Origin of the sequence: Streptomyces sp. Ru62 (assembly GCF_002920615.1) — a bacterium.
Classification (GTDB): Bacteria; Actinomycetota; Actinomycetes; order Streptomycetales; family Streptomycetaceae; genus Streptomyces.
This window is the reverse complement of record NZ_PQSU01000072.1, coordinates 1-8865: the sequence shown is the minus strand read 5'-3', so window position 1 is coordinate 8865 and position 8865 is coordinate 1. Positions and strand designations below refer to the sequence as shown.

7 protein-coding genes and 1 pseudogene are annotated in these 8865 nt (G+C 73.3%); 6 read left to right on the top strand and 2 right to left on the bottom strand.

The genetic code is table 11. The annotated features are described in order from the left end of the window. The first annotated feature begins 118 nt into the window (after positions 1-118). Together C3492_RS46555 and C3492_RS46550 are read left to right on the top strand one after the other, a co-directional pair. Entirely contained in the window at positions 119-331 is a 213-nt protein-coding gene (locus C3492_RS46555; RefSeq protein ID WP_258056259.1) for a hypothetical protein, read from the top strand. Between the two features lie 5 nt (positions 332-336). Beyond that, on the top strand, positions 337-858 hold the full coding sequence (locus C3492_RS46550; RefSeq protein ID WP_258056258.1) for an NUDIX hydrolase: 522 nt from the start codon (positions 337-339) through the stop codon (positions 856-858). A gap of 13 nt (positions 859-871) precedes the next feature. Here C3492_RS46550 and C3492_RS43430 read toward each other — a convergent pair whose 3' ends face one another. Next, positions 872-1585 (bottom strand): hypothetical protein, encoded by a 714-nt coding sequence (locus C3492_RS43430; protein ID WP_258056257.1) that lies wholly within the window; start codon positions 1583-1585, stop codon positions 872-874. Positions 1586-2238: 653 nt separating this feature from the next. Between C3492_RS43430 and C3492_RS43425 the strand changes: the two genes are divergently transcribed. Further along, positions 2239-2607, top strand: coding sequence for a hypothetical protein (locus tag C3492_RS43425; RefSeq protein WP_103818075.1), 369 nt, complete (start codon positions 2239-2241; stop codon positions 2605-2607). A gap of 917 nt (positions 2608-3524) precedes the next feature. On the opposite strand, the gene C3492_RS43415 is transcribed toward C3492_RS43425, so the two are convergent. Further along, positions 3525-4433 (bottom strand): helix-turn-helix transcriptional regulator, encoded by a 909-nt coding sequence (locus tag C3492_RS43415; protein ID WP_103818074.1) that lies wholly within the window; start codon positions 4431-4433, stop codon positions 3525-3527. A gap of 182 nt (positions 4434-4615) precedes the next feature. Here C3492_RS43415 and C3492_RS46760 point away from each other — a divergent pair. The 3 genes and pseudogenes from C3492_RS46760 to C3492_RS43405 all read left to right on the top strand — a co-directional run. Further along, a pseudogene (locus C3492_RS46760) lies at positions 4616-5112 on the top strand (SDR family NAD(P)-dependent oxidoreductase); the annotation flags it as partial. A gap of 15 nt (positions 5113-5127) precedes the next feature. Beyond that, entirely contained in the window at positions 5128-5454 is a 327-nt protein-coding gene (locus C3492_RS46755; RefSeq protein WP_374938437.1) for a hypothetical protein, read from the top strand. Positions 5455-5496: 42 nt separating this feature from the next. Beyond that, complete coding sequence (locus tag C3492_RS43405; RefSeq protein WP_103818073.1) at positions 5497-6273, top strand: SDR family oxidoreductase; 777 nt, start codon at positions 5497-5499, stop codon at positions 6271-6273. The last annotated feature ends 2592 nt before the right edge of the window (positions 6274-8865 follow it).

Here is an 8865-nt window from a genome sequence, read left to right as displayed (position 1 = left end):
GGCGATGAGGGCAGTGGTGCCGTCCTGTTGTACGGCCAGCGCGGCGGCCCAGCCGGTGGCATCTTCGAGTACTGCGACTGTTCCCGGTCAGTTGAGCGGTGAGTCCTACGATGAGCGGGTGACCGAAACGCTGCCCCCTGTGGGCATTGACCTCTTCGATGCCGAACAGCTTGTGCTGGTTGAGTCCGTGGAGCCGCCCCTGTCTCCCCAGGAAGTGGCGGCTCGATACCGGGTGTGGGGGGCGGCGGTCCGGGCCAACCCCAGCCTCTTCGACGGTCCGGTGGTGGCCTGTGGGGGCTGGAGTGGGTGGGAGCGCGCGTCCTTCGCCTGACCTGGGTGCGTGTGACGTATCGGCACTATGCCTTGCGCCGGGTTGCGGGCGCGGCCGCGCTGCCCTGCCTGTTTGTGAACATCGTCCAACCGACCACTGACGGCCGTGTGCTGGCGGTGAGGATGTCGCCCTACACGGCCGCCCCGGGCCGCTGGCAGCTGCCGGGAGGGTCTGTGGAGCCGCCCCGGGAGGGGGAGGCGCTGGACGAGTCAGCACTGGCTGGGCAGGCCGCGCGGGAACTGCTGGAGGAGGTGGGGATCGGCGTGGCCGCCGAGGAGTTGAGGCTGTGGGTCGTCACCCGTGGCGAGAACGGCAGTGTCGGCCTGACCTACCTGGCCCCGGTGCTGCCTGAGGCGGCGCTGCGCGCGGGATTCACCGCGGCAGCGGAGGCCGATCGCGCCCAGGGCCGCGCCCCTGAACTCGACGATATGGTCCTGGTGCGCTCACCGGGTGAGCTGACCGGCTTGGCCGGTCCGCACGCGGACTACCTGGAGCCGATCGTCCGCCGCTATTCCGGGCACGGCTGAGGTCCGGCTGGACTCAGCTGCCGGCGAGGAAGTCGCGTCCCCGTTCGTCGAGTTCGGCCACACATCGCAGGCCACGGGCCCGGAACCGTGCCAGGTCACTGCGCATGCGGGAGACGGCCTTGCGTGTGCGGACGGATCGGACGCCGTCCATGTGGTCCATGGCCCGGTGCCAGGTGGCGCACGCCTGCTCGATGCTGCCGCGTTTGAGGTGCATCTCGGCGCCCGCGACCAAGTCCAGGGCGACGATCCGCGCGTAGGTGTCGGCCGGGCGGGCTGTGGCGGCCAGCGCGTATTGCTCGGCTGCGGCCCGGTGGTCGCCCATGGTCTCGTGGACCTTGGCGGTCCGGGAGTACACGGACGCGGCGGGCGGGCCCCAGGCCAGCGCCCAGAACGGCGCCTCGTCGCCGGGCGCACCGGTCAGCAGAGTGCGGGCTTGTTCGGCCTCGGCCAGGGCCGCGCGGCGCTTGCCGCTCTTGGCCAGCGTGTGGGCGTAGACGACACGGAAGAGGGCTTCAGTCTGGGCATCCACGTGCCCCTTGGCCCGGTTCAATCCGGTCTCGGCTAGCCCCAGGCAGTGCTCGGGACGGTGGAGCTTGAGACTTTGCATGGCCATGGTGTGCATCACGAAGCCGTCGTGTCCCCGCAGGCCGGACTCTGTGGCCAGGGCGTAGGACTGGAGGTAGTAGCGCTGTACCAAGCCCTGTTGCCCGGCGTCGTAGGACTTCAACCCAGCAGATGGACGCCGCGGCTGGCGGCGGAGAGTATCTGCTGGCGGACCGCGTCGGTGCGGACCGGGCCCGGCACAGCGAGGCGACGTCGTCGCGGAGGTAGGTGACCAGGGCGCTGCGAGCGTGCTGTCCGCCATGTCGCTCGTCCATCTCGGAGAACGCGGCAGCAGCCCGCACCGCCCCGAGGCCGGGAGGCCGGCCGCTGAGCGCATCTGATGCCGCGCATCCGGTGCTGTGCATCGCACCGGCGATGCCGCGCCTCCACTCCACCCGGTGGGCTCCACCGGGTGGGCTCCACCGGGTGGGGTCCACCGGGTGGGGTTCACCGGGTGGGCTCCACCGGGTGGGCTCCACCGGGTGGGAGTGGTCGTCGCCGTGCTCGGTCTCCACTCCGCTGGGTGGGGTCCGCCGGGTGGAGAGAGTGGACGACATCGTGCGGGAGTGGACGAGATCGCCGGGACGATGCGGTGCATCCGTCCGGGCGCGTTTCCCCTTCGGGTGTCAGTGGTGTGCGGGACGGTACGAGGACGGTTTCCACATGTACGACGGCAGGCTGCCGATCGTGGTCACCGGCATGAAGCGCCTCAAGGAGCACGGCCCGGGCGGGGTGGTTTTCCGGCGCTTGGGCCGGCCATAGAACCAGACGCTCCGCGTGGGCGTCGGCAACCCGCGCCGCGAAGCCCGCGACGCCCGCAAACAGGCCGGGTTCGCTGCCCGTCAGCGGGAGTGCAAGGGGCAGCTGCGCCGCATCGCGGCACAGAACAAGGCCGAGCGGGTGGCCTGCTGTTCCGTGTGCGCCGGCTGCGGCGCCCGGTTCACCGACGACCGGTGGAGGGCCATCGGGCCCGCCGCGTGGGACGCCCCCCGCCAGAGCTACCCGCACTTGTGCGCCGGCTGCAAGCAGCGTGCCATCACCGCCGAGCGCCGAGCCGAGCAGGCCGGGCGCGAGCACCCGGAGCACGGTCTGGCGGGGGCCGAGCAGAAGGCGGGCGGCACCTGGCTTTTCCGCTTGCGTGGCTGACGTGCGGTGGGAGACCACGGCCGGGCAGGGCTGTCCTGCCCGGCCGTGGCGGTGACTCCCAGGGCCTCGGCAGCGCGTGCCGCAGGTCCTTGAGTCAGTCGGGCGGGTTGGTGAGGGACTTGTCTGCTGGCCGGGCCGTGATGGACCGGATGGCACCCTGAACGGCGTCTTGGCCTGTCGCGGCGGTCAGGCGGGTGCCCATGCGGGTTGCTGCGGGGCGCGGGGTCGGGTGGCGGGGTGGGCGCGGGAACGTTGTCCCGGGTCGTGATGCTGCTCCCCTTGAGCGGAGGAATCGAGGACAGTGGACACGTGTTGTGTCGTCGGCGTGGGGGCGGTGAGCGCCTCGTCCGGCTCGTCTCGCTCGTTCCGCCTGCCGGTCTGCTCCGTCCGGCCCTCTGGCTGTGCCGGTCGCGTCGTGGTCCCGCTGGAGCGCGGGCTTCTCCCGTTCCCGGCTCGCTGCTGTCCGGGTCCCGCCCGGTTCCGAGTACCGGTCTGGCGGGCAGCGGTATCGGCACGGGGGGCGGCCCGGGCGCTGTCGTGCTGGGTGTCGCGGTTGGTAGTCGTGGAGGTGGTCGCTCAGGGCGGCTGTGAACCGCGTCGGTCTGATGTGATCGTTTGCGTTCCACGAGGGGTGCGTCGTGAAGGACGACGGCGAGTGGTTCATGGGTCAGCTCGACGGTGACGGCTCAGTGATCTGCTGGGGTTCCTGCGGAGCCGGCCTGGCCGCTGGGCGTGTGCAGTTGCTGAACCGTACCCGGCATCTTCGGCCACTTTCCCAGCAGGCCCTGGCTGTAGGCCTGTTCGGCGGTGTGGCAGGCACCGCCGAAGAAGGCCGGTCAGGCGGTCGGGGTTTGTGCCCGTGCCGCATCGTGAGTGCCTGGCCGCGCGCGGTCCCCGGCCCGGCTCGGCGGGGTGTGTCAGTCGTGTGCGTTTGGGGGGTGTGCTGTGATGTGGCCGGTATCGGCTGCCGCCGTGTTCCATTGGGCCAGCAGGCGCAGGGCGGTCTCGGACGGGCTGTGGGGTTCGGTGCCGTAGACGAAGAGGATCTGGTCCGGGTCGTCTGCGGGGGTGAGGGCCTGGTAGGTGACGGTGAGGTCGCCGACGAGCGGGTGGTGGTAGTCCTTGGTGCCGGTGGTGCGCCGGTGGACCTTGTTGTCCGACCACAAGCGGCGGAATTCCTTGCTGTGTATGGACAGGTCACCGACCAGGGCGCTCAGGGCGGGGTCGTCCGGGTGGCGGCCCGCGTCGAGGCGGAGCATGGCGGCGGTGTCCGCGGCGACGCGGGTCCAGTCCCGGTACAGTTCGCGCGCGTGCGGGTCGAGGAAGACGAAGCGGGCCTGGTTCCGCTCGGCCGCGGGCAGCGCGTGGAAGTCGGTGATCAGGCGTGCGGCGAGCTGGTTGTGGGCGAGCACGTCCAGGCGCCGCCCGAGGACGAAGGCGGGCCGGCAGGTCTGCTGGAGGGCGTCCAGCAGGTCCCAGGTGGCGCGGTGGACTCGTTGGGGACGGGGGTGGCGGCGCCGGGCGGGCCGGGGCCGGGGCCGGGCGAGCGTGTGCAGGTGGCTGCGTTCGGCGTCGTCCAGGTGCAGGGCGGTGGCGAGCGCGTCGAGGACCTCTGCCGAGGCGCTGCGGCTGCGGCCCTGTTCCAGGCGCGTGTAGTAGTCCACGCTCACACCGGCCAGCCGGGCCAGTTCCTCCCGGCGCAGGCCCGATACCCGGCGTCGGCCCAGGCCCGGGTCGTCGAGCCCGGCCTGGGCCGGGGTGAGGCGCGAGCGGGCGGAGCGGAGGAATTCCGCCATGGGTGTGCTGTCGGGGTGCTCACGGTCCATCCCTCCAGGATCGCGCGGTTGCCGGGGATCCGGCGGCGTGAGGGTGGCCCAGTCCGTCCCCCGATCAGGCGGGCCGGTCTGAGGCCTGTTCCGCCTGCTCGGAACTGCTTCAGTGGAAACCGGAACCCGGCCGCCGGGAGCGGCGGCCGGGCCACTTTCCCCACACACAATGGAGGCATCTGATGGCGACGTGGTTCATCACCGGCGCATCCCGCGGACTGGGGCTGGAAATCGCGCGGGCCGCGCTGCGGGGCGGCGACACGGTCGTGGCCGCCGCCCGCAACCCGCAGAACCTGCCGCAGGACCTGCAGCACTCCGGCCGAGTCCTCGGCGTCGCACTCGACGTCACGCGCAGCGGGGAGATCACAGCTGCCGTCGAGACGGCCGTGCAGCACTTCGGCGGCATCGACGTCCTCGTCAACAACGCGGGCCGCGGCCTGCTCGGAGCGCTGGAGGAGATCACCGACGCCGAAGCACGCTCCCTGTTCGACCTCAACGTCTTCGGGCTGATCAACATGACCCGCGCCGTCCTGCCCGTCATGCGGGCAGCCGGAGCAGGAAAGATCGTGCACATCGGCTCCCGCTCCGGATTCGAGGGGAGCCCGGGGTCAGCATGTACAGCGCCTCGAAGTTCGCAGTGGCCGGCATCAGCGAGGCGCTCGCAGCAGAGCTGGAGCCGTTCGGGATCCAGAGCATGATCGTGGAGCCCGGCGTCTTCCGCACCGACTTCCTCGACACCACTTCCCTGTCGACCGCAGCGCAGCGCATCCCCGCCTACGACGGCACCCCCGCCCACGCCACCCTGGACTGGATCGACACCGCCAACCACACCCAGCTCGGCGACCCCGTCAAGGGCGCAGCCCTGATCTACGAGGTCACCAGCGGGGACAAACTCCCCGGGCATCTGGCTCTGGGCCGCGACGCGATCGAACGCCAACTGGCCAAGATCCGCAACCTTCACGACGACCTCGCGGCCTGGCAGGACAAGTCCGCCGCCACCGCCTGCCACGACGCCGCCTGACCACCCCCACCGATTCCTCAAGGAACAGGAAACCCCCTGGCCATGACATCCCTGCTCACCGGACGGCCACTCGACGGCCGCGTCGCCGTGATCACCGGCGCCTCCAGCGGAATGGGCGCAGCCACCGCACGCCGGCTCGCCGAACTCGGCGCCGCTGTCGCCGTCGTCGCCCGCCGCCAGGAAAAGCTCTCCGCCCTCGCCGCCGACATCGCCTCGGCCGGCGGAAAGGCCATACACCTGCCCGTCGACGTCACCGACCGAACCGCCGTCCGCGCCGCCGCCGACCAGGTGGCCCACGCCTTGGGGCCGGCGGACCTGGTGTTCAACAACGCGGGCGTACAGCTGATCTCCGCCATCGACGAGCTCAAGGTCGACGACTGGCAGCGGCAGATCGATCTCAACGTCACCGGAGTGATGAACGTGATCGCCGCCTTCCTCCCGCACCTGACTGCCACCGCCGAACGCGGAAAGCCCGCCGACCTGATCAATACCTCCTCCATCGCGGCGACACGCATCCTGGAGAAGTTCTCGATCTACTCGGGTACCAAGGCATACATCAGCCACCTGACCCGACTCATCCGCATCGAACTGGGCCGGAAGAACGTGCGAGTGAGCGCCATCGAGCCAGGCATGGTCGACACCGAACTACCCGACCACGTCACCGACCCCGACGCCAGCGCCCTGATGGCCACCCTGCTCCACGACATCGAATGCCTCCACGGCACCGACATCGCAGAAACCGTGGCCTTCATCGCCGCCCTCCCCCGGCACATCAACATCAGCGAGCTCACCATCCTGCCCACGGCCCAGCCCGTATAGCGCACAACAACCAGGCGGTACCTGACCGATGCAAGCCGTCCACAGCCCACACCGGCCAGGGCCCGCCTTCGTACCTTCCGGCCGGCCAGCGCCCGCCTTCGCGTGTTCCGGCCAACGCACATCAGCCTCTGGTGCGCCAGAGCGAAGTCCCGCGGCCTGCCCGCTCCCCGCGCCCCATCAGATGCCGGCGCACCTGGAACCTGAACGGACCACGCAGCCGGACCGGACAAGCACGCTCGCAGACCGCCACGATGCACCGGCCGCACCACTGCGGTCGCGCGCCGGTCTCCCGGTCGCCCCGGCACACGGCCGCGCCGGTGCCGTGCTCTGCTCCTGGCCCGTCCCTCCTGTCCCCGCCCGCGTGGGCCGGGGCGGTTGTGCCGATCCCGCTACCGCCTCCATCTGGCCGTCCCCTGAGCCTGCGCCGGGCTGCGCCGCCTGTCCCTCCGGGGCCTGTCCCCGCCCGCTGGCCGTCCGCCGTCCGGCTGTCCCACATGGTGGCCCTGTCCACCGGGCCGTGTCGGGCTGTATGCCGCCGGCCGGGACCCGCTGCGTCTTCCGCCCCCGGGCCGGCACGCGCCCGGCTGTCCCACCGGCGGCCCGCTCGTGCTCGCTGGCCTGGGGCCGGCCCCCCGCCGCACCGGCCCCCTGGGTCGGCGGCCGGATTGGGCACGCCCTGGGCCCGGCCGTCCTGGGCCCGGGCCTTCCGCCGTACTCCCCGCGCCTCCGCGCCTCCGCGCCGCCCCGCCGCACCCTCGCCGTGCTGCGGCCCCGCGGCGCCGTGCGGCGTCGTGCACGAAGGCTGCCTGCCGCCATCCGGCCGCCGTAGCCCCGCCCGCGCCCCTGGCCGCCCGTGCCCGGCCTCCCGCCGCCCGTCGGGGGCCCGCCCACCGACGCCGCGCCACGCTGCGACCGCGTCGGCCGCCTCCCGTCGCGCCTTCGCACCGCTCCCCGGCCGCGTGCCGGGCCCGCCTGCCGCCTGGCGGGCCCGCGCTCGTCCCGCCGTGCTCGTGCGTTCCCGCCCGCGCCGGGGCGCCGTGTTCCCCGCCCGCTCGTGCACGGGCCCCCGGCACTGTGCCAGCCTGCTACGCCCCGTCCCTCCGGTTGGGCCTGCGTGCGCCGTCCCGCCCGCCGCCTGTCCGAGCCGCCGCCGCGCCCGCGCCACGCCGCCGTCCCACTCAATCCCGGCCGCCCTCGGCAGACCGGCCGCCACCGGCCTGCGCCGCCCGCCGTCCGGCTCTCCGCGCATCGGACCGGACCCCTGGGCCGCGCTGTGCCCGCGCCAGCCTCCGGGCCACGCGCCGGGCCGTCTCGCCGCGCGCCGGGCCGTCTGCCGCAGGCCGGGCCCGCGCGGGTCCCGACCCAGCCCCCGCTGGGCCCGGCGGCCGTGCGGTGCCGCCTCGTTGCCCGCCCGGCCACCCCGCCGCCGTCCGCGCCCGCCGCCGTACTTCCTGTGCCTGCCGTCCTGTGGCCGCCACGGCAACGCCGCGCGCGCCATGCTCGCCCGCGCCCGGAACCCGGCCGCCGCGCCCGGAACCCGGCCGCCGCGCCCGGAACCCGGCCGCCGCGCCCGCGCCACGCCGCCCTCCCGCTTCCTCGCGGCCACCCCCCAGTCCCGATGCCGACCCCCGCCATGGCCCCGGCCGCGCCCGACACGGGCGATAGCCACCGCCAGGAGCAGGGTGAGCGGCGGCGCTGGTGGTCCCGCCGCGGCCGACCACCGCGATCCGCCCGCTGCGCGGCGTCCTGGCGGCCGGCCGTGCCCGACCGTGCGGCGCCTGACCGCCGCCCGCACGAGCGTGATCCCGCCGGTGGGCCGAGCAACGTTCGCCCGCGTCGCCGCTCTCCACCGCGGTCCGATGGACGCCGGGCAGCGTGCGCTCGCCTCCTCCTTCGTCCTGTCCGAGCGACTGCTGCTGGCAGGTCCCGGCCCGGCGGGCGCCGGAAGGACCACGGTGATGAAGCTGGTGGCCCTCGCCGTGGACGCGGCCAGCGGACACCTGATCCCTCGCCCCGTCCTCCCGTGCGGCGAAAGTCCTCGGCGACGACCTTCAGTTGCGCGCGCACACCCTGCACTCCTGGCTCCACCAGCGCACCCGCCTACCCGACGGGACGCGACGACACGCTCGGACCGGGCTACGCGATCCCCGACAGCGATGGCCACGCCGCCGGCTCCGATATCGGCGCATCCGGGCCGCCGGGCATGACGGTGTACGGCACCTGGGAGACGTTCTGCGCCGATCCCACGCGCAAGGGCCCGGACGCGGCGGGCGGCTACACCGGCCCGAAGACGGTGGAGCACTGGACGTCCTCGGTCACCGGCCGCCCCGTCCCCGACACCCATCTCGCCTACGCCTCCTACACCGTGGTGGCTGGCCGCCGGCACCTACGGCACCGACGGCGCCCGCGGCAAGCAGCGTCTGGCCTCCCGGGAGGTGGACCCGTCCGCCCGGACGACGGCGCTCGTACTTCCTGGCCGAGGCCAAGAAGTACGCGGGCCCCTCCCGGCGGGCCCGCCGAGCCCGCATCAGCATCCCGCGGTCGCCCTGGGGAGGGCTGGACCGATCGCATGTACACATTTGCGAGCTGCGC